Annotated in this window: 17 protein-coding genes and 1 pseudogene; 15 read left to right on the top strand and 3 right to left on the bottom strand. The window is 64.3% G+C overall.

The annotated features are described in order from the left end of the window. Positions 1-46: 46 nt before the first annotated feature. On the bottom strand, positions 47-943 hold the full coding sequence (locus tag QRN22_RS11440; RefSeq protein WP_042556107.1) for a LysR substrate-binding domain-containing protein: 897 nt from the start codon (positions 941-943) through the stop codon (positions 47-49). A 128-nt stretch (positions 944-1,071) separates the two neighbouring features. On the opposite strand from QRN22_RS11440, the gene QRN22_RS11435 reads away from it, so the two are divergent. The 11 genes from QRN22_RS11435 to QRN22_RS11385 all read left to right on the top strand — a co-directional run bounded on the left by QRN22_RS11435 (position 1,072) and on the right by QRN22_RS11385 (position 13,827). Continuing rightward, the gene (locus tag QRN22_RS11435) at positions 1,072-1,899 is read left to right on the top strand and encodes an HTD2 family dehydratase (RefSeq protein ID WP_042556106.1); all 828 of its coding nucleotides are present in this window, start codon (positions 1,072-1,074) and stop codon (positions 1,897-1,899) included. Positions 1,900-2,062: 163 nt separating this feature from the next. Continuing rightward, positions 2,063-3,226: an acyl-CoA dehydrogenase family protein gene (locus QRN22_RS11430; protein ID WP_042556105.1), complete on the top strand. Its 1,164-nt coding sequence runs from the start codon at positions 2,063-2,065 to the stop codon at positions 3,224-3,226. 154 nt (positions 3,227-3,380) lie between these two features. Beyond that, complete coding sequence (locus QRN22_RS11425) at positions 3,381-4,733, top strand: MmgE/PrpD family protein (protein ID WP_042556104.1); 1,353 nt, start codon at positions 3,381-3,383, stop codon at positions 4,731-4,733. Positions 4,734-4,810: 77 nt separating this feature from the next. Further along, complete coding sequence (locus tag QRN22_RS11420) at positions 4,811-6,016, top strand: CaiB/BaiF CoA transferase family protein (protein ID WP_042556103.1); 1,206 nt, start codon at positions 4,811-4,813, stop codon at positions 6,014-6,016. 140 nt (positions 6,017-6,156) lie between these two features. Continuing rightward, positions 6,157-6,981 (top strand): HpcH/HpaI aldolase/citrate lyase family protein, encoded by an 825-nt coding sequence (locus QRN22_RS11415; protein ID WP_042556102.1) that lies wholly within the window; start codon positions 6,157-6,159, stop codon positions 6,979-6,981. A 127-nt stretch (positions 6,982-7,108) separates the two neighbouring features. Continuing rightward, the gene (locus tag QRN22_RS11410; RefSeq protein WP_042556101.1) at positions 7,109-8,104 is read left to right on the top strand and encodes a TRAP transporter substrate-binding protein; all 996 of its coding nucleotides are present in this window, start codon (positions 7,109-7,111) and stop codon (positions 8,102-8,104) included. Positions 8,105-8,194: 90 nt separating this feature from the next. Then, positions 8,195-8,863: a nitroreductase gene (locus tag QRN22_RS11405; protein WP_042556100.1), complete on the top strand. Its 669-nt coding sequence runs from the start codon at positions 8,195-8,197 to the stop codon at positions 8,861-8,863. Positions 8,864-9,189: 326 nt separating this feature from the next. Next, positions 9,190-9,657 carry a MarR family winged helix-turn-helix transcriptional regulator gene (locus tag QRN22_RS11400; RefSeq protein WP_042556099.1) on the top strand — a complete coding sequence of 156 codons (468 nt, stop codon included), beginning with the start codon at positions 9,190-9,192 and terminating at the stop codon, positions 9,655-9,657. Beyond that, a complete protein-coding gene (locus QRN22_RS11395) occupies positions 9,657-11,102 on the top strand; it encodes an efflux transporter outer membrane subunit (protein WP_197077060.1) in 1,446 nt (481 codons plus the stop codon). The genes QRN22_RS11400 and QRN22_RS11395 overlap by 1 nt, the downstream gene beginning before the upstream one ends. Positions 11,103-11,111: 9 nt before the next feature. Then, on the top strand, positions 11,112-12,296 hold the full coding sequence (locus QRN22_RS11390) for an HlyD family secretion protein (RefSeq protein ID WP_042556098.1): 1,185 nt from the start codon (positions 11,112-11,114) through the stop codon (positions 12,294-12,296). A 1-nt stretch (position 12,297) separates the two neighbouring features. Next, positions 12,298-13,827, top strand: a complete 1,530-nt coding sequence (locus QRN22_RS11385; RefSeq protein WP_042556097.1) for a DHA2 family efflux MFS transporter permease subunit — start codon at positions 12,298-12,300, stop codon at positions 13,825-13,827. 194 nt (positions 13,828-14,021) lie between these two features. Here QRN22_RS11385 and QRN22_RS11380 read toward each other — a convergent pair whose 3' ends face one another. Both QRN22_RS11380 and QRN22_RS11375 read right to left on the bottom strand, forming a co-directional pair. Then, entirely contained in the window at positions 14,022-14,957 is a 936-nt protein-coding gene (locus tag QRN22_RS11380; RefSeq protein WP_042556096.1) for a hydroxymethylglutaryl-CoA lyase, read from the bottom strand. Between the two features lie 267 nt (positions 14,958-15,224). Beyond that, a complete protein-coding gene (locus QRN22_RS11375) occupies positions 15,225-16,430 on the bottom strand; it encodes a CaiB/BaiF CoA transferase family protein (RefSeq protein WP_042556095.1) in 1,206 nt (401 codons plus the stop codon). 178 nt (positions 16,431-16,608) lie between these two features. Here QRN22_RS11375 and QRN22_RS11370 point away from each other — a divergent pair, with 178 nt between their 5' ends. The 4 genes and pseudogenes from QRN22_RS11370 to QRN22_RS11355 all read left to right on the top strand — a co-directional run. Next, positions 16,609-17,538 carry a LysR family transcriptional regulator gene (locus QRN22_RS11370; RefSeq protein ID WP_042556131.1) on the top strand — a complete coding sequence of 310 codons (930 nt, stop codon included), beginning with the start codon at positions 16,609-16,611 and terminating at the stop codon, positions 17,536-17,538. A 91-nt stretch (positions 17,539-17,629) separates the two neighbouring features. Continuing rightward, positions 17,630-18,634, top strand: a complete 1,005-nt coding sequence (locus QRN22_RS11365) for a DctP family TRAP transporter solute-binding subunit (RefSeq protein WP_042556094.1) — start codon at positions 17,630-17,632, stop codon at positions 18,632-18,634. Positions 18,635-18,647: 13 nt separating this feature from the next. Further along, positions 18,648-19,040: a VOC family protein gene (locus QRN22_RS11360; protein ID WP_042556093.1), complete on the top strand. Its 393-nt coding sequence runs from the start codon at positions 18,648-18,650 to the stop codon at positions 19,038-19,040. A gap of 319 nt (positions 19,041-19,359) precedes the next feature. Continuing rightward, positions 19,360-19,480 (top strand): annotated as a pseudogene (locus tag QRN22_RS11355) (C4-dicarboxylate ABC transporter); the annotation flags it as partial.

Raw genomic sequence — 19,480 nt, 5'->3', positions numbered from 1 at the left:
TTCGCATTTTATTGAAGTGCGATGGTACCGGCAATCCCGCCTTGGCCTACGGCGTGGAGGATTCCGGCAGCAACGTGGCGATCAACGCCCGCACGCTGCCCGGCAGGGCTTCGAGGTCGCGTACCAGCATGCTGCGTTCGCGTACGGCCCAGGCCTCGTTCAACTCGATGGTGTGCAGCTTCATGGTGCGGCGGTGTCGGCTGGCGGCCGACTCGGGGATGATGCCGATGCCGACGTTGGCTTCGACCATGCGGCAGATGGCTTCGAAGCTGGACATCTGGATGCGCAGCGACAGCGTGCCGCCCAGGGTTTCCACGTGTTCACGCAAGAAGGTCAGCAGCGTGCTGCCGTCGTGCAGGCCGATATGCTGGTACTGCAGGGTGTCGCGCAGGCTGACCTGATCACGGCCGGCCAGGGGGTGGTTGTCCGGCACCACCAGCACCAGGCGGTCGGTGCTGAAATGCAGCACTTGCAGGCCAGCGGCCTCCACCGGCCCGGCGATGATGCCCAGGTCGGCACCGCCGTCGAGCACGCCGCGGACGATATCGCGGCTCAGGCGCTCCTGCAGGTCCACCGTCACGCCGGGGCGCTCGGCGAGGAAGCCGGCCAGTACTTCGGGCAGAAATTCGGTCACTGCCGTGGTGTTGGCGAAAATGCGGATATGCCCGGCCGAATCGCTGCCGTATTCGGTGAACTCGCTTTTCAGGTAATCGACCTGACGCATGATCAACCGCGCGTGCTGCAGCAGGCGCTGACCGGAGGGTGTCAGCTCCACGCCACGGCTGTCGCGGTACAGCAGGCGGGTGTCGAGCTGGCCTTCCAGCGCCTTGATACGCGCGCTGGCTGCGGCGGGCGAGAGCGACGCACGGCGTGCGCCCTGAGTCAGGCTTGGCGACTCGGCGATATGGATGAAAAGGCGCAAATCCGGCAGATCGAAGTGCATGGCAGTCCTGTTCAGGCAGCGGTAGCGGTGTTCAGCATAACCGAACGCCGGTTTATGCAAATGCAAATTCACAGAACGATAAGCGGATTGCATGCTGGCGGCACATAACAAGACAGCTGGAACCCACCATGAGCGACTCTGCTTTTTCCGCCTGGATAGGCCGCACCGAAGAATCCCACGATCAACTGAGCCGCAACCTGGTCAAGCGCATCGCCGCGACCCTGGGCGAAGACACGCCCGCTCATGGCGAGGCGCTGCCGCCACTCTGGCACTGGGCATTCTTTCAGGACCCCATCGCCGAAAGCGGCCTGGGGGGCGACGGTCATCCGGCACGCGGTGGCTTCCTGCCGCCGGCCGATAACCGCAACCGCATGTGGGCCGGCGGTCGCGTCGAGTTCATCGCCGCGCTGCGGCTCGGCGGGGAAGCCACCCGTGTGTCGACCATCAAGCACATCGAAGAGAAACATGGCCGCACGGGCGCGCTGCTGTTCGTCACCGTGCAGCACGACTACTTGCAGGATGGCGAGCTGGCGATCCGCGAGGAGCAGGATATCGTCTACCGCGAGCCCCGCCCGCCCAAGAGCGGTGCCGGCGAGGCGCTGCCGAGCGGTGACTGGCGCGAGGGCGTGGTACCCAGCCCGACACTGCTGTTCCGCTACAGCGCGGTGACCTTCAACGGCCATCGCATTCATTACGACTGGCCCTATGTCACCGACACCGAAGGCTATGCCGGGCTGGTGGTGCATGGCCCGCTGATCGCCACCCTCAACCTGCGCGCGTTCTGCCGCGCTAACCCGCAGGCCCGTTTGCGTCGTTTCGCCTATCGCGGCCTGCGCCCGCTGGTTGCGCCAGAGCCCTTCGAGGTGGCCGGGCGCATCAGCACGCCGGGCAAGGCGCAGCTGTGGGCCGGTAATGAAGCCGGCATGGCCCAGCAGGCCGACGTGGAATTCGACTGACGGATGCCGGGTAGGGCGGACGGCGCTCCACCTGCGTGGCGCGATCCGTCCACCGTTCTGCAATTGCAATGGTGGACAAAAAGAGCGTTGTCCACCCTACGCAGCTTGCGATCGTTGAGAGGCTCTTAGGCTGAAACACAACAAGAAGAATCGAGGAATCGAGATGACCCCGGAACAGAACGAAGAACTGAATTTCATCCGTGAAGGCGTACGCGGCTTGTGTGCCGAATTTCCTGCCGAATACTGGCGCAAGATCGATGAAGAGAAGGGCTTCCCGGAGGCCTTCGTGGCGGCCATGACCGAAGCCGGCTGGCTGTCGGCGATGATCCCGGAACAATACGGCGGCTCCGGCCTGGGCCTGGCCGAAGCCTCGGTGATCCTCGAGGAGGTGAACCGCTGCGGCGGCAACTCCGGCACCATCCACGGGCAGATGTACAACATGTTCACCCTGCTGCGTAACGGCAGCGACGAACAGAAAAGCTATTACCTGCCGAAGTTGGCCAGCGGTGAGCTGCGCCTGCAGTCCATGGGCGTGACCGAGCCCACCACGGGCACCGACACCACCAAGATCAAGACCACCGCCGTGCGCCAGGGCGACAAGTACGTGATCAACGGCCAGAAGGTGTGGATCTCGCGCATCCAGCATTCCGACCTGATGATTCTGCTGGCGCGAACCACGCCGCTCGCCGAGGTGCAGAAGAAATCCGAAGGCATGTCGATCTTCCTGGTCGACCTGCGTGCGGCCATCGGCAACGGCCTGACCGTGCAGCCGATCGCCAACATGGTCAACCACGAGACCAACGAGCTGTTCTTCGACAACCTGGAAATCCCTGCCAGCAGTTTGATCGGCGAGGAGGGCAAGGGCTTCCGCTACATCCTCGACGGCCTGAATGCCGAGCGCACGCTGATCGCTGCCGAGTGCATCGGCGATGGTCGCTGGTTCATCGAGAAGGCCAGTGCCTACGCCCGTGATCGCGTGGTGTTCGGCCGCCCGATTGGTCAGAACCAGGGCGTGCAGTTCCCTATCGCCAAGGCTCATATCGAGGTCGAAGCCGCCGACCTGATGCGCTGGCGCGCCTGCGAACAGTACGACCGTGGCGAGAACGCCGGGGCCAGCGCCAACATGGCCAAGTACCTGGCGGCGGAGGCCTCCTGGGCGGCGGCCAACGCCTGCCTGCAGACCCATGGCGGCTTCGGCTTCGCCAATGAATACGACGTCGAGCGCAAGTTCCGCGAGACCCGCCTGTACCAGGTGGCGCCGATCTCCACCAACCTGATCATGTCCTACGTGGCCGAGCATCTGCTCGAGCTGCCGCGTAGTTTCTGAGGAGCCTACTTATGAACTGCTGCGCGTCGGCCATGCTGCGTTGTAATCGGGCTCGGAATGCTCATTTACAACTCGTAAACTCCGCTTCCTCGCCCGCTTACGCCTTGCCTGGCTCTAGCTCGCGAGTTCATAAGCAGACTCCTGGGAGCGGCTTATGAGTACAAATACTCAACAGCTCGCCGTGTTCCTCGCCGAGTTGCGTTACGACGATCTGCCTGACTACGTGCTCGATCGCACCGAAGACCTGTTCCTCGACTGGCTCGGTTCGGCCCTGGCCAGTGAAGGCGCGCGGCCGATTCCGCTGTTCGAAGCCTATGCGCAGAAGATGGGCCCGGCCGATGGCCCGGCGCGCATTCTGGTCAACGGTCGCGGCACCTCGGCGTACTTCGCGGCCCTGGTCAACGGCGCTTCGTCCCATCTGGTCGAGCAGGATGACCTGCACAACAGCTCGGTGCTGCACCCGGCCACCGTGGTGTTCCCGGCGGCCCTGGCAGCCGCGCAGGACCTGGGCAAGACAGGCCGCGAGCTGTTGCTGGCCTCGGTGGCCGGCTACGAGGCGGGCATTCGTATCGGTGAATTTCTCGGTCGTTCCCATTACCGCATCTTCCACACCACGGCCACGGTCGGCACCCTGGCCGCTGCCGTGGCGGTGGGCAAGCTGCTGAACTTCGACAAACAACAGTTCATTCACCTGCTCGGCAATGCTGGCACCCAGGCAGCCGGGCTCTGGGAGTTCCTGCGCGACGCCGCCGACTCCAAGCAACTGCACACCGCCAAGGCCGCCGCCGATGGGCTGCTGGCCGCGTACTTCACCGAGCAGGGCCTGACCGGTGCACAGAACATTCTCGAGGGCGAGCAGGGGATGGCCGCCGGGATGTCCAGCGATGCCAACCCGAGCAAGCTGTCGGATCGCCTCGGCAGCCGCTGGGCGCTGGCGGAAACCTCGTTCAAGTTCCATGCTTCCTGCCGGCATACCCACCCGGCCGCCGATGCCCTGCTGGGCCTGATGCAGCGCGAAGGCCTGCGGCATGGCGATATCGCCCAGGTGATCACCCAGGTGCATCAGGGCGCCATCGATGTGCTGGGGCGTGTGGTGGTGCCGCAGACCGTGCACCAGGCCAAGTTTTCCATGGGCACCGTGCTGGGCCTGATCGCCGTGCATGGCAAGGCGCAGCTCACCGAGTTCGATAACCTGTCGCTCATTGACGCTGACGTCAGCGAATTCAGGGACAAGGTCAGCATGCGTCTCGACCCCGAGGTGGATGGCGCCTATCCGGCGCGCTGGCTGGGGCGGGTCGAAGTGCTCACCAACGACGGCCGCACTTTGCGCGGCGCCATCGACGAGCCCAAGGGCGATCCGGGCAACACCCTCAGCCGCGCCGAGCTGGAAGACAAGTTCCGCCGCCTGCTGGCGTTCGCCGGCAAGCGCAGCAGTGACCAGGCCGGCGAGCTGATCGCCAGGGTCTGGCGCCTGCGACAAACCGCCGACCTGAGCGACCTGGCCTGACTGCGCCGAAGAATGCGCTGGATCGCTGACGCGCGATCCAGCCGACGGATCTGGACGATTGAAACGGGAAAACCGCCATGAATAACAACAATACGCAGCCCCGGCCATTGGACGGCATCACCGTGGTCAGCCTGGAGCACGCCATCGCGGCGCCGTTCTGCACCCGTCAGCTCGCCGACATGGGCGCTCGGGTGATCAAGGTCGAGCGCCCCGGCAGTGGTGATTTCGCCCGCGGTTACGACGAGCGGGTCAATGGTCTGGCGTCGCACTTCGTGTGGACCAACCGTTCCAAGGAGAGCCTGACCCTCGACCTCAAGCAGGACGATGCCGGTGAGGTGCTCGACAGCCTGCTGGCAAAGGCCGACGTACTGGTGCAGAACCTCGCACCGGGCGCGGCGGCGCGCATGGGCCTGTCGTTCGAGGCGCTGCATGAGCGCTTCCCGGCGCTGATCGTCTGCGACATTTCCGGCTACGGCGAAGGCGGCAGCTACGAGAAGAAGAAGGCCTACGACCTGCTGATCCAGAGCGAGGGGGGCTTCCTGTCGGTCACTGGCGGGGCAGGCGACGACCAACTGGCCAAGGCCGGTTGCTCCATCGCCGATATCGCCGCTGGCATGTATGCCTACAGCAACATTCTTTCGGCCCTGCTGCTGCGCGGCAGGACCGGTCTGGGCAGCCGCATCGATGTGAGCATGCTCGAGAGCCTGGTCGAGTGGATGGGTTATCCCCTGTACTACGCGTACGACGGTGCCACGCCGCCGCCGCGTGCCGGGGCCGCCCACTCGACCATCTATCCCTACGGCCCGTTTCCCGCCGGTGACGGCGGCACGGTGATGCTTGGCCTGCAGAACGAGCGCGAATGGCAGGCTTTCTGCGAGCGAGTGCTGTTGCAGCCGGAGCTGGCCGCGGACGAGCGCTTTTCGGCCAACTTCAAACGTTCGGCCAATCGGGAAGCGCTGCGCTCGATCATCGTCGAGACCTTCGCCGCGCTGAGTGCCGAACAGGTGATCGAACGGCTGGAACGGGCACAGATCGCCAACGCCCATGTCAATGACATGGCTGGCGTCTGGGCGCATCCGCAGCTCAAGGCCCGTGACCGCTGGCGCCAGGTGAACAGCCCGGCAGGCAGCCTGCCCGCGCTGCTGCCGCCTGGCAGCAACAGCGCCTTCACGCCGCGGATGGATGCGGTGCCCGCGCTGGGCGAGCACACCGAAGCCTTGTTGGCCGAGCTGGGATATAGCGATTCCGCGATAGCGGGCCTGAAGGTCAGCGGCGCGATTTGAAGCCTAGTTCGAGGCGGCCGTGGACGCTCGGTTTTGTGGGCTGAAGCCCGCCCTACGAAAGGCATACGGGTAGGGTGGGCTTCAGCCCACCAATTGGCCGTATCACCAAACAATAAGTCTTACGCCAGGAAGCAGATTCCATGACCAGACAAACCATCCGTAGCGCCTTGTTCGTACCGGGTAGCCGGCCTGATCGCTTCGCCAAGGCACTGGCCAGCGGTGCCGACACGGTCATCGTCGATTTCGAAGATGCTGTCGAAGAACCGCTCAAACGCCAGGCCCGTGAAAACCTCGGGGTGTTCCTGGCAGCCAACCCCGAAGCGCGCCTGAGAGTGCGGGTCAACTCGCCCGAGCATGCCGAGCATGAGGCCGATCTGGACTTCTGCGCCGCCCATGCGGGCGTCATCGGCGTGCTGCTGCCCAAGGTGGAAAGCGCGGCGCAGAGCGAGCGTGCCGCCGCAACTGGCAAGCTGGTCTGGCCGATCATCGAAAGTGCCCGTGGTCTGCATGACCTGCCAGCCATCGCCAGTGCGGCAGGTGTGGAGCGATTGTCGTTCGGCGGTCTGGATCTGGGGCTCGATCTGGGCTTGAACAGCGGCACTGCGGCTGCCGAGCGCATGCTCGATCAGGCGCGCTACGCGATCCTGCTGCACAGCCGTCTGGCCAATCTGGCCGCTCCGCTGGATAGCGTGTTCCCGGCGATCCAGGATCAGGCCGGCCTCGACCGCGCCAGCCGCGATGCTCGCGACATGGGGTTCGGTGGGCTGTTGTGCATCCACCCTAGCCAGGTCGCCGTGGTGCACCGGGCGTTGGCGCCTTCGGCCGAGGAACTGGCCTGGGCGCGCCGGGTGCTGCAGGCCGGCGAGGGGGGCGACGGTGTTTTCGTGGTCGACGGACAGATGGTCGATGCACCGGTGGTCGGCCGCGCCAGACGCATCGCCGAGCGTGCCGGGGCAGCGGACTAGGCGGCGTTCGGAGATGCTGAACGCGCCTTTGCACAATGGTGAATTCCGTGCAGGGATCGCAACGTTGTAAACAGTAATCAGTGGCTCGAACGACTGCCCAACTACAAAAACAAGATGAGGTACACCCATGCTCAAGCTATCCCTCAAGGCGCTGGTCTGCGCTGTGTCGCTTTCCGTGGTTGGCGCGTTGCACGCTGCTGATCCCATAAGCATCAAGTTCGCCCACGTGGTTGCCGAGCACACACCCAAGGGCCAGGGCGCGCTGCTGTTCAAGAAGCTGGCCGAGGAGCGTTTGCCAGGTCGGGTCAAGGTGGAGGTTTACCCGAACTCCTCGCTGTTCGGTGATGGCAAGGAAATGGAAGCGCTGCTGCTCGGTGACGTGCAATTGCTGGCGCCTTCGCTGGCCAAGTTCGAGCACTACGCCAAGCCGATCCAGATCTATGACCTGCCGTTCCTGTTCGACAACATGGAGGCGGTCGACCGCTTTCAGGCCAGCGAGCAGGGCAAGGCACTGCTGACCAGCATGGAAGGCAAGGGCATCACCGGCCTGGCCTATTGGCACAACGGCTTGAAGCAATTGTCGTCCAACAAGGCGATGCACGAGCCCAAGGATGCTCGTGGCCTGAAATTCCGCGTACAGGCTTCCGCGGTGCTCGACGAGCAGTTCAAGGTGCTGCGTGCCGCGCCACGCAAGATGAGCTTCGCCGAGGTCTATCAGGGCCTGCAGACCGGGGTGGTCAACGGTACCGAGAACACCTGGTCGAACTACTTCAGCCAGAAGGTGCATGAGGTGCAGCCGTTCTTCACCGAATCCAACCATGGCCTGATCGATTACATGGTGATCACCAATACCAAGTTCTGGAACAGCCTGCCGGAGGATGTACGCAGCGAGCTGGACACGATCATGGTCGAGGTGACTGCCGAGGTTAACCGGCAGGCCGACGAGCTCAACAAGGAAGCTCGTGCCGCCATCGTCAAGGCGGGCACCAGCGAGATCATCCAACTGACCCCAGAGCAACGCGAACAATGGCGCGAAGCCATGCGCCCGGTATGGAAGAAATTCGAAAGCGATATCGGTGCCGACCTGATCAAGGCTGCCGAGGCGTCCAACCAGGCGCAGTGATCGACTACCGTTCGTGCAGCACCGCAGGCCGCTTCCATCAGGAGGCGGCCTTTGTTTTGATGGGCTATTCATCACCAGCGAGGAGAGCGGATGAACGTCAGCCAGGCACTACGTGAGCGGCGCAGCACACGGGCCTTTCTGGATCGCCCGGTGGCGACTGAACTGCTGCGCGGATTGCTCGAGCAGGCAGCCCGCGCGCCTTCCAGCGGCAACCTGCAGCCCTGGCGCATCCATGTGTTGCAGGGCGAGGCGCTGGAGCGTTTCCGCCAGCACATCGCCCTGCGGCTGCAGGACGATCCGCAGCCCGATCCTGCGGATTACCCTGTGTACCCGCAGCCGCTGCAAGAGCCCTATCGCACCTCACGGTTCGAAGTAGGCGAGCAGATGTACGCGCTGCTCGGCATTGGCCGTGAAGACAAGGCTGCGCGCCTGGCCTGGTTCGCCCGTAACTTCCGCTTTTTCGAGGCGCCCTGTGCGCTGTTCTTTTCGGTCGACCGCTGCATGGGGCCGGGGCAGTGGGCCGATCTGGGCATGTATCAGCAGAGCCTGATGTTGCTGCTCAAGGAGCACGGCCTGGACAGCTGCCCGCAGGCTTGCTGGGCGCGCTACCACCTGAGCGTCGAGCGTTTCCTGCAGATACCCGCCGAGCACATGCTGCACTGCGCCATCGCCGTGGGCTATGCCGACCCTGAAGCGCCGGTCAATCGACTGGTCAGCGAACGCTTGCCCCTGGAGGCGTTCTGCACCTTCGTGGAATGAGCAGGGCGGAGCGACCAGGGAATGGCTGGGTCTGAACCAATCCCTGGGTGTCGCTACGCTCGACGCCGGCTACCCGATCGCAGCCAGGGTCGAGCCTGCGACACCCAGGGCAATCGCTACCGTTCCAATTCCCTCCATCACCCCCGTAACAGTCGTCCCCGCCAAATTCCCCTGAACCCATCGAACCCCCGGGCAGTCCTTTCAAAACCACCAAATATTTCAAAGTATTTCTGAAGTTGATAACAAGTATTACGAAATGTAATTGGGTTATTCGCTGCCTGGGCAGTAATCTGCATGGCATTCACTGCCTGGGCAGGTAATTTTCGATGCCACATTTCGACCGCGAACGGTTCTCGCTGCAGCACTCACCCGGCCACCTCATTGCGCTGATCAATCAGCTCAAGGACCGCATGCTGGAACGCCATCTGGTGGATCACGGCGTGACTGCCGCGCAGTTCAAGGTGGTGCTGCTGATCAGCCAGAACCGCGCCAGCACGCCCGCCGATCTGGTCCGTTTGCTCAGCCTCGACAGCGGGGCGATGACCCGCATGCTCGACCGCCTGGAGCAGAAGGGCCTGCTGACTCGCGAACGCAGCTCGGAGGATCGCCGCCAGGTGCGCCTCACGCTCACCGAGGCGGGCAATGCCCTCGGCGTGCGAGTGCCGCAGATCGCCGCGGATGCCACCAATGAGTTGACCGGCTGCCTGAGCCGCACCGAACTCGACGAATTCCAACGCCTGTTGAAAAAAATGCTGATGGCCGCCGATGCGTTGCCGCACGTGCCAGGAGAATGATGAACACCATGCCGTTGCGTACCCCACTGACCCTGATTTTCAGTGCTTTGCTGCTGGCCGCCTGTGCCTCGCAGGAGGGCCTGCATACCGAAGGTCATACCCTGGATACCGCCAGCCTGCAGGGGAAGACCTTTACCGCCAACCTGTCGCCGGCTGCCTGGCCAGCGAGTGACTGGTGGAATCGCCTGGGTGATCCGCAGTTGAGCGGGCTGATCGAAGAAGCCCTGCGCAGCAACCCGGATCTGCAGGTCGCCGATGCCCGTGCCCGCCAGGCCAACGCTGCCGTGCTGGCTGCCGATGCGCAGCGCCAGCCGACCCTGGACGCCAATGCCAACGTCACCCGCTCACGCTCCGCCCGGGTCGACGACCCCAGCGGCCAGGGCGGGCGCTACGGCACTTTGCGCAGTCTGTCGCTAGAGGGTGGCTACCGCTTCGATCTCTGGGGTGGCGAGCGTGCCGCCTGGGAAGCGGCGCTGGGCCGTGCCCGTGCCAGTGAGGTGGATCGCCAGGGCGCGCGCCTGACCCTGGCCGCCGACGTGACCCGCGCCTACAACGACCTCGGCCTGGCCTACGCCACGCAGGATCTTGCCGAGCAGGACCTCAAGCGCAGCCGCGACATGCTCGACCTGGCCCGCAGCCGGGTCGATGCCGGCCTCGACAGCGAATACCAGTTGCAACAGACCCAAAGCCTGGAAGCCGCCGCCGAAGCCAGCCTGACCGCCGCCACCCAGCAGGTCGACAGTGCGCGCATTCGCCTGGCCGTGATGCTTGGCCAGGGCCCGGATCGCGGTGCCACGCTGCCCCGGCCGCAATTGATAGCCCCCACGGCGGTCAGCCTGCCGGCCAACGTGCCGGCCGAGTTGCTTGGCCGTCGTCCCGACCTGGTCGCCGCCCGTTGGCGCGTCGAGGCAGCCACCCGCGATATCGATGCCAGCAAGGCCGATTTCTACCCCAACCTCAATCTGAGCGTTGCCGCCGGCAGCAAGTCGCTGCTTGGCGATGCCATGTTCGGTGGTGCCAGCCGTTTCTTCAGCGTTGGCCCGGCTCTCAGCCTGCCGATCTTCGACGGTGGCGCCCGGCGCGCCGCGCTGGCTGGGCGCAACGCCGATTACGACGTGGCCGTGGCGCAGTACAACCAGACCCTGGTTGGCGCGCTCGGCGATATCGGTGACGGCATCAGCCGCATTCGCTCCCTCGAGCAGCAGATCGAGCAGCAGCAACGGGCCCGTGACATCGCCCGCAGTTCCTACGACATCGCCATGCAGCGCTATGCCGATGGCATCGGCAATTACCTCGATGCGCTGAGCGTCGAGCAGCAACTGCTGCAGAGCGAACGTCAACTGGCCAATCTGCGTGCCGAGCGTATCGACGCGTCGGTGCTGCTGATGCAGGCCCTGGGTGGTGGCTTCGAGGCCGCCGCTCCGTCATCCACTTCCGCACGCTGAGTACTCGCCATGACCGAATCTCAAGCCACTCCCGCCGCCCCTAATTCGGGCAAGCGCAAACGCCTGCTGCTGGGCCTCGGCGTCATCGTCGTGCTGTGCAGCGTGGCGATCTTCGCCTACCACGAGCTGTACGGCCGTTTCTACGAAGAGACCGACGACGCCTACGTCGGCGGCAATCTGGTGCAGATCACCCCGCAGATCACCGGCACCGTCACACGCATCGCCGTGGATGACGGTGACTATGTCGAAGCCGGTCAGCCGCTGGTGTGGCTGGACCCGGCCGATACCCAGGTGGCCCAGCAGAGCGCCGAGGCCAACCTGGCGCGTACGGTGCGCCAGGTGCGCGGGCTGTACAGCAACGTCGACAGCTACAAGGCCCAGGTGGCCTCGCGCAAGATCGACGTGCAGCGCGCCAAGGCCGACTATCAGCGACGCGTGACCCTGGCCAGCAAAGGCGCGATTTCCCGTGAGGAACTGGCCCACGCCCAGGACACCCTGAGCAGCGCGCAGAGTGCGTTGACCTCCGCCCAGCAGCAGTTGGACACTAACCAGGCGCTGGTCGATGACACCGTTATCGCTTCCCACCCGGACGTGAAAAGTGCCGCCGCACAACTGCGCCAGGCCTTTCTCAACAACGCCCGCAGCACCCTGGTGGCACCGGTCAGCGGTTACGTGGCACGCCGTTCGGTGCAGGTCGGTAGCCGCATTCAGCCCGGTACCGCGCTGATGGCCGTGGTGCCGCTGCACGAAATCTGGATCGACGCCAACTTCAAGGAAACCCAGCTGCGCGAGATGCGCATCGGCCAGCCGGTGACCGTCGAGGCCGATCTGTATGGCGATGAAGTGACCTATCAGGGCCACGTCGAGAGCCTCGGCGTAGGTACCGGCAGCGCCTTCTCCCTGCTGCCGGCGCAGAACGCCAGCGGCAACTGGATCAAGATCGTGCAGCGTCTGCCCGTGCGCATCCGCCTGGACGAAGAAGCGCTGCAGAGCCATCCGCTGCGCATCGGCCTGTCCACCGCGGTAACCGTGGACCTGCACGACCAGAGCGGTGCCCAGCTGTCCACCCAGATGCCGAGTGAGCCGCGCTTCAGTACCGCCGTCTACGACGCGCCGCTGGTCGAGGCCGATGCGCTGATCGAACGCATCATCCACGCCAATGGCCCGGCCCAGGCCTCCACGGCTCGGGGCTGACATGAGCGACGCCAACTTTCGCCCGGCCAGCATGCTGCTGGCCACCATCGGCATCTCCCTGGCGACCTTCATGCAGGTGCTCGACACCACCATCGCCAACGTCGCCTTGCCAACCATTTCCGGCAATCTGGGTGTCAGTTCGGAGCAGGGCACCTGGGTCATTACCTCGTTCGCCGTGTGCAACGCCATCGCCTTGCCGCTGACCGGCTGGCTGGCGCGGCGCTTTGGCGAGGTGAAGCTGTTCCTCGCCGCGGTGGTGCTGTTCGTGATCACCTCGTTTCTCTGCGGCATCGCCCGTTCGATGCCCGAACTGGTGGTGTTCCGCGCCCTGCAGGGGCTGGTCGCCGGCCCGCTGTATCCCATGGCGCAAACCCTGCTATTGGCGATTTTCCCCAGCGCCAAGCGGGGCATGGCCCTGGCGCTGCTGGCGATGGTCACGGTGGTCGCGCCGATCATCGGGCCGATTGCCGGCGGCTGGATCACCGACAGTTACAGCTGGCCGTGGATCTTCTTCATCAACATACCGATCGGCATTCTGGCCACCTTCGTGGTCTGGGCGCAGTTGCGCAAACGGCCGGAAACCATCGTCCACCAGCCCATCGACTACATTGGCCTGGCGTTGCTGGTGCTGGGGGTCGGCATGCTGCAGGTGGTGCTCGACAAGGGCAACGACCTGGACTGGTTCGAGTCGACCTTCATCCAGATCGGTACGGCCGTGTCGGTGGTCTCGCTGGTGGCGCTGGTGATCTGGGAACTGACCGATCAGCATCCGATCATCAACCTGCGCCTGTTCATGTACCGCAACTTCACCTTCGGTACCCTGGCGCTGGTGCTCGGTTACTCCGGGTTCTTCGGCATCAACCTGCTGCTGCCGCAGTGGCTGCAGACCCAGTTGGGTTACACGCCGATCTGGGCCGGGCTCGCGGCAGCGCCGATCGGCATCCTGCCGCTATTCCTGTCGCCGCTGGTGGGCAAGTACGCGCACAAGTTCGACCTGCGCCTGCTGGCTGGCGGATCGTTCCTGGTGATTGGCGCGTCGTGCTTCATGCGGGCCTCGTTCAACACCGAGGTGGACTATCGGCATATCGCCGAGGTGCAGGTGTTCATGGGCCTGGGAATCGCGCTGTTCTTCATGCCCACCACCAGCATCCTGCTCTCCAGCCTGCCGCCGAAGGACATCGCCGACGGCTCCGGCCTGGCCACCTTCCTGCGCGTACTGGGCGGTAGCTTCGCGTCGTCGCTGACCACCTGGATCTGGCATCGCCGGGAGATCTATCACCACGCGCAACTGACCGAGCACGTCACGCCCTACGATCCGGCCACCCACCAGTATCTGGAGCAGCTCGGCGGCGCCTCGCAATCGGCCTACCTGCAGATCGACCGGGTGGTGGAGAGTCAGGCCTACATGCTCTCGACCGTGGATTACTTCACGCTGATGGGCTGGCTGTTCTTTGGCCTGATTCTGATCATCTACCTGGCCAAACCACCGTTCTCGGCCAAGGGCGCAGCGGAGTCGGGCGGGGGGCATTGAAAGCCGCGTTCACGCGCTCGCTAATGAATGAGCCGGTAGGAGCCGGCTTGCCGGCGATTGGTGGCCGTGATGCGGCTTGGGCTAAATGGCCGCAATCGCTTCGCCCGCAAGCGGGCTCCTACATCCAGCATGTAGCCCGGCGTTGAGCGCAGCGATACCCGGGGATGGCGGTGGAATAACCGCCACATCCGCGATCAGGCGCTCGCCTCGCTCATCCATTTCGGTTTCGGATAACGGCGTTCTGATGTGCCGGCCTTGAGGATCGCACCTGGCACGTCGTGGCCGATCAGCCCAGGCAGGGTGGCAGCGGCGGCCAGCAGGGCATCCAGATTCACACCGGTATCCAGGCCCATGCGCTGGAACATGTGCACCAGATCTTCCGTGCAGATATTGCCGCTGGCGCCCGGCGCATAGGGGCAGCCGCCGAGCCCGCCGAGCGATGCGTCGAAGCGGTCGATACCGGCGTTCAGCGCTGCCAGGGCGTTGGCCAGGCCCATGCCACGGGTATTGTGAAAATGCGCGGTGAACACCACCTCGGGCCAGCGCTGCAGCGACTCGCGACAGATGCGTTCGACCTGGGCGGGATCGGCCATGCCGGTGGTGTCGCAGAGGGTCACGCCCTGCACGCCGAGATCGAGCAGGCGCTGGGTCAGCTCATGGACGCGCACCTCGGGCACCGCGCCCTCGAAGGGGCAGCCAAAGGTGGTCGACAGCGAGGCGTTGATGAACACCGCGCTGCCGCGAGTGACCTCGATGATCTCGCGAAACTGCGCCAGGGACTGTTCCGGTGTCATGCGCAGGTTGGCCAGGCCGTGGGTGTCGCTGGCCGACATCACCAGGTTGATCTCGTCCACCTGGCACGAAAGCGCCCGTTCGCAGCCGCGCACGTTGGGTACCAGCACGGTGTATTCCACGCCGTCGACACGCTGGATGCCACGCATCACTTCTTCGGCGTCGCGCAGGTTGGGGATCGCCTTGGGCGAGGTGAACGAGGTGACTTCGATCTTCGCCAGGCCGGTCTGCGACAGTTTGTCGATGAGGGCGATCTTGGCTTCGCTCGGCACGAAGGCCGCTTCGATCTGGAAGCCGTCACGGGTGGCGACGTCCTGGATATAGAGGCGTTTGGTCATGGTGAGATCCTGATTATGTCGGTGCGTAGCATGGGTATCGCCGCGCTCAATCCAGGCTACGGGCTGCGGCTCGTAGGGTGGATCGGGGCACGTAGCTGATGCTTCATCCGTCCACCACAGCGATTGCATGTAAGAGGCTGGCCAAGCTTCCTTCGCTCTGCGGCACATTTGGTGGACAAGCTCCGCGTTGTCCACCCTACGAATCCGTTGTGGCGTAGGGTGGATGGCGTTTTATCCATCCACCGTTACAGGGCATGTCGGGATTTCTCAGATAATCCCGCGCTCGCGCAGGCCCTTGACCTGCTCGTCGCTCAGGCCCAGACCGGCCAAGACGTCATCGGTGTGTTCGCCGAGCTGCGGGCCACCTTCGCCGATGCGGCCTGGCGTGCGGCTGAGTTTCGGCAGCACGCCCGGCACCTTCAGCGGGCCGGCGCTGGTGCTTACCGTCTCGATCATCTGCCGGGCCAGGTAATGGGGGTCGCTGACGATATCGGCGGCGGTGTAGGGATAGCCCGCCGGCACCCGCGCGCCCTTGAGCGCGTCGATCACCTCATCGCGGCCGCGCTGGGCAGTCCATTCGCCAATGGCGGCATCGATCATCTCGGCGTGCTGGCTGCGCCCGTCGTTCTGCGCCAGGCGCGGATCGTCGGCCAGATCGGTGCGGCCGATCAGGTTCATCAGACGCTTGTAGATGCTGTCGCCATTGCCGGCGATCAGCACGTAGCTGCCGTCGTTGCACGGGTAGGAGTTGGAGGGCGTGATACCGGGCAAGGCGCTGCCGGCCGGTTCCCGCACGTAACCGAAGGCATCGTATTCGGGCACCAGGCTTTCCATCATCGCGAACACCGATTCGTACAGGGCGACGTCGATCTGCTGGCCCTGGCCGCTGTGGTTGCGCTCCTGCAGGGCGAGCAGTACGCCGATCACCCCATACAGCGATGACAGCGAGTCGCCGATGCTCACCCCGACCCGCACCGGCGCCTGGCCGGGGTAGCCGGACAGGTGGCGCAGGCCGCCCATGGCTTCGCCGATCACGCCGAAGCCTGGTAGGTCGCGGTAGGGGCCGGTCTGCCCATAGCCGGAGATGCGCAGCATGATCAGCCGCGGGTTGATGCGTGACAGTTCGTCCCAGCCCAGGCCCCATTCCTCCAACGTGCCGGGGCGGAAGTTCTCCACCAGGATGTCGGCTTCGGCGACCAGGCGGCGGACGATGTCCTGGCCTTCGGCTTCCTTGAGATTGAGGGTCAGCGACTGCTTGTTGCGTGACTGCACGTGCCACCAGAGCGAGGTGCCGTCCTTGATCTTGCGCCATTTGCGCAGCGGGTCGCCGATACCTGGCGGTTCGATCTTGATCACCTCGGCACCGAACTCGCCGAGCATCTTGCTGGCGAACGGGCCGGCAATCAGCTGGCCCATTTCGATGACCTTGAGCCCGGCCAGGGCCATGGGTGTAACGGTTGAGTCGACAGACATGTGCGAATTCCCGATGACTTGGGTCGATGGCGGCGAGCATCGCCCACGGCGGGCCTGGCCGCAATCAGTCAATCGTCAAGTCTGGCTTCGTATCTCGCGAAGGCTTATGGTGTTGCCGCTCCTGCCCGGCGCCAGCCGCTGCGGTGAGCCTTTCGCCAATCACGAAGCGGAGCTTGCCATGCGCGTGGATTTTCTGACCCTCAAGCTGTTCGTGGCCATTGCCGATGAGCGCAGCCTGACCCGGGCCGCCGAGCGCGAGCACCTGGCGCTGGCCGCGGTGAGCAAGCGCATCAGCGACCTCGAAGCGCACCTGCGCACGCCGTTGCTGTATCGCCAGCCAAAGGGCGTAGCCTTGACGCCAGCGGGCGATGCGCTGCTGCACCACGCGCGCAACCTGCTGGACAACATCCAGCACATGCAGGCCGACCTCAGCGAGTTCAGCGAAGGTATCAACGGCCATGTGCGCATCCACGCCAACACCTCGGCGGTGATCGCCTTTCTGCCCGAGGATCTCAGCGCCTTCACCGCCCAGCACCCGCAGATTCGTATCGATCTGGAAGAGCGGGTCAGCAGCGAGATCGTCCACGCCGTGCGCGAGGGGCTGACCGATATCGGCATCTTCGCCGGCCATGTGCAGGCCGATGGCGTGCAGGTCTTTCCCTACCGCCGCGATCGGCTGGTGCTGGTGGTGCCGAGCGAGCATCCCCTGGCGACGCGTGAACGAGTGACGCTGCTGGAGACCGTGGGCTACGACTTCATCGGCCTGCAGAAAGAGGCGTCGCTGCACGCCCTGATCAGCGAGGCCGCGCAGCAGGTAGGCGCGCATTTGCGGGTGCGCATCCAGGTACGCAGCTTCGAGGCGATCTGCCGAATGATCCACACCGGCATGGGGATCGGCATCCTCCCCGAGCAGGCGGTGCGCACCTATCTGCCGGGCATGGCGGTACGTGCCGTGGAGATCGAGGATGCCTGGGCGATCCGCGAGTTGAACATCTGCGTACGGCACTACGACAACCTCTCGTTGATCGCTCGGCAGATGGTCGATCATCTCGCTAGCGGCTCTGCCTTCGGCAATGGCGAAGGCAGGCTTGGCCAATCAAGAATTTAGTCGCCCTCGGCGCTGCAGTAGAGTTCGTCGCGAACAAAGGCATCCGGCAGGGCACTGACCCGCCGCACTAACAACAACAGGAGATCGCCTCATGTCCCGCCTACTCTCGCGCAGCTTGTCCTGCGTGCTGCTTTCCACCGCCATGGCCTTCGGCGGCGCCGCGCAGGCGGAAGAAATCGTCATCAAGTTCGCCCACGTCGCTTCCGACCAGACGCCCAAGGGGCAGGGCGCGCGCATGCTGCAGAAACTGGTCAAGGAACGCCTGGCGGGCAAGGCGCGCGTGGAGGTGTACCCGAACTCTTCGTTGTTCGGCGATGGCAAGGAGATGGAGGCGCTGTTGCTCGGTGACGTGCAACTGCTGGCGCCTGCGCCGGTGAAGCTGGAGAAGTATCAGCCACGGGTGCAGATCTTCGATCTGATGTTCCTGTTCGACAACGCGGCTGCGTCCCAGCGTTTCGAGCAGTCGGCCAAGGGCCAGGAGTTGCTGCACAGCCTGGAGAACAACGGCATTCTTGGCCTGGCCTACTGGCTCAACGGCATGCGCCAGTTCACCGCCAACAAGCCTTTGCACGTGCCGAGCGACGCCCGGGGCATGAAATTTCGCGTGCAGCCTTCGGACCTGCAGGCCGCGCAGATCAGCGCACTGCGTGCGGTGCCGCGCAAGATGGCCTTCGCGGAGATCTATCAGGGCCTGCAGACCGGGGTGATCAACGCCTCCGACAACCCCTGGTCGAACATCTACAGCCAGCGCCATTATGAAGTGCAGCAGTACATGATCGAATCCAACCATGCCGTCGGCAACTACATGCTGATCACTAACGCGGCATTCTGGAACGGCCTGCCAGAGGATGTGCGCGGAGAGCTGAAAACCATCATCGACGAGGTCACCGTCGAGGTGAATCGCCAGGCGCTGGCGCTCAACGAGAAGGACAAGGAGCAGATCCTGGCCAGCGGCAAGCATGAGCTGATCACCCTCAGCGACGAGGAGCGGGCCCAATGGCGCGAAGTCATGCGGCCGATCTGGAAAGACTATGAAGGGAAGATCGGCAGCGACCTGATCGAAGCGGCCCAGGCTGCCAATGCTGCCGCCAACTAGAACGGAGACCGCCATGCTCGACCATCTTGATCATCTGGTACTGACCGCTACCGACGCCGATGCGACCACGCACTTCTATGTCGAGGTGCTGGGCATGCGCCTGGAGACCTTCGGCAATGGCCGCAAGGCGTTCTGCTTCGGTAATCAGAAGATCAACCTGCACGTGCGTGGCCAGGAGTTCGAGCCCAAGGCTCACCTGCCGGTGCCGGGTGCGCTGGACCTGTGCTTCATCGCCAGCCAGCCTCTGGAAGAGGTGATCGCGCATCTGCAGCGAGTCGGCTGGCCGATCATCGAAGGACCGGTGATGCGCACCGGCGCCACGGGTCCGATCCGTTCGGTGTACCTGCGCGACCCTGACCTGAATCTGATCGAGATAGCTGAGTTGGTCGGGCAGCGGAACGTGTAGAAGCGGCCGGTGGCATGACCTGTAGGGGCTTGGGGGGCGCCTAGCCCTTGCTGGCGATGCGATTGTTGATACAACACCGTATCGGCGGTGGCTCTGATCGCCAGCGAGCTGGCTCCTACACGAGAACTGCGGCCGACCGCTATCGCCACTTTCTAGCCGTAAGGTTTTTCCGCACGGATGCCTCCAGTGCTTTGCCACTGAAGGCTATTCGCCCACGCCGAAGGCCGCGTTTACCAATCGTGAATATCTGCCCGCCAGACGGCGGGGTTAGAGTCGGCTTGCCAAAACAATTACAACAACTCTCTCTGGGAGACCGCTGATGACAGCTTTGCAGCGCCTGTGGGATCAGCTGGAGGAAATCGCCGTGGCGTTTCTCCTCGCGGCGATGACCCTGGTCACCTTCTCGTACGTGGTATTCAACAACCTCTACGGCGTTTTCT

Source organism: Pseudomonas sp. MEJ086, assembly GCF_030209025.1.
Taxonomy (GTDB): domain Bacteria; phylum Pseudomonadota; class Gammaproteobacteria; order Pseudomonadales; family Pseudomonadaceae; genus Aquipseudomonas; species Aquipseudomonas fulva_A.
This window is presented reverse-complemented; position numbering and strand designations above follow the sequence as displayed.

Excerpts from the sequence above, each read along its gene's own strand:
- QRN22_RS11440 (WP_042556107.1), bottom strand. The coding sequence starts at position 943 with ATGCACTTCGATCTGCCGGATTTGCGCCTTTTCATCCATATCGCCGAG.
- QRN22_RS11435 (WP_042556106.1), top strand. The coding sequence starts at position 1,072 with ATGAGCGACTCTGCTTTTTCCGCCTGGATAGGCCGCACCGAAGAATCC.
- QRN22_RS11430 (WP_042556105.1), top strand. The coding sequence starts at position 2,063 with ATGACCCCGGAACAGAACGAAGAACTGAATTTCATCCGTGAAGGCGTA.
- QRN22_RS11425 (WP_042556104.1), top strand. The coding sequence starts at position 3,381 with ATGAGTACAAATACTCAACAGCTCGCCGTGTTCCTCGCCGAGTTGCGT.
- QRN22_RS11420 (WP_042556103.1), top strand. The coding sequence starts at position 4,811 with ATGAATAACAACAATACGCAGCCCCGGCCATTGGACGGCATCACCGTG.
- QRN22_RS11415 (WP_042556102.1), top strand. The coding sequence starts at position 6,157 with ATGACCAGACAAACCATCCGTAGCGCCTTGTTCGTACCGGGTAGCCGG.
- QRN22_RS11410 (WP_042556101.1), top strand. The coding sequence starts at position 7,109 with ATGCTCAAGCTATCCCTCAAGGCGCTGGTCTGCGCTGTGTCGCTTTCC.
- QRN22_RS11405 (WP_042556100.1), top strand. The coding sequence starts at position 8,195 with ATGAACGTCAGCCAGGCACTACGTGAGCGGCGCAGCACACGGGCCTTT.
- QRN22_RS11400 (WP_042556099.1), top strand. The coding sequence starts at position 9,190 with ATGCCACATTTCGACCGCGAACGGTTCTCGCTGCAGCACTCACCCGGC.
- QRN22_RS11395 (WP_197077060.1), top strand. The coding sequence starts at position 9,657 with ATGAACACCATGCCGTTGCGTACCCCACTGACCCTGATTTTCAGTGCT.
- QRN22_RS11390 (WP_042556098.1), top strand. The coding sequence starts at position 11,112 with ATGACCGAATCTCAAGCCACTCCCGCCGCCCCTAATTCGGGCAAGCGC.
- QRN22_RS11385 (WP_042556097.1), top strand. The coding sequence starts at position 12,298 with ATGAGCGACGCCAACTTTCGCCCGGCCAGCATGCTGCTGGCCACCATC.
- QRN22_RS11380 (WP_042556096.1), bottom strand. The coding sequence starts at position 14,957 with ATGACCAAACGCCTCTATATCCAGGACGTCGCCACCCGTGACGGCTTC.
- QRN22_RS11375 (WP_042556095.1), bottom strand. The coding sequence starts at position 16,430 with ATGTCTGTCGACTCAACCGTTACACCCATGGCCCTGGCCGGGCTCAAG.
- QRN22_RS11370 (WP_042556131.1), top strand. The coding sequence starts at position 16,609 with ATGCGCGTGGATTTTCTGACCCTCAAGCTGTTCGTGGCCATTGCCGAT.
- QRN22_RS11365 (WP_042556094.1), top strand. The coding sequence starts at position 17,630 with ATGTCCCGCCTACTCTCGCGCAGCTTGTCCTGCGTGCTGCTTTCCACC.
- QRN22_RS11360 (WP_042556093.1), top strand. The coding sequence starts at position 18,648 with ATGCTCGACCATCTTGATCATCTGGTACTGACCGCTACCGACGCCGAT.